The sequence below is a fragment of the Methylobacterium sp. AC433 genome (genome assembly GCF_979253015.1).
In genome coordinates this window covers 1-248 of record NZ_CEEDBN010000092.1, presented here as the reverse complement: position 1 = coordinate 248, position 248 = coordinate 1, and the positions used below count along the sequence as shown (strand labels likewise).

Genomic DNA, 248 nt, shown 5'->3' with positions numbered 1-248 from the left:
GACTGGTGCGACCGGCAGCCTCGACGATGGCCGCACGCTCCTGCGCGAGTTCCGCCGGCACGACTTCACCGGGGGTGTCGCCATCGGCCAGGCCGAACTCGTCGGCCGCTTCGAGACCGGGCCCGTCGCCCACACCCTGCTGCTCGGCCTGGAGCACGAGCGCTACAACAGCACCGAGACCCTGCAGCGCTCGACCCCGCGCCTCGACCCCTTCGCCCTCGACCTGTTCGATCCCGTCTACGGACAGG

At 71.4% G+C, this 248-nt stretch carries 1 pseudogene; it reads left to right on the top strand.

Annotated features, from left to right (window positions below):
• Positions 1-248: pseudogene (locus tag AC0IWM_RS23850) on the top strand (TonB-dependent siderophore receptor); the annotation flags it as partial.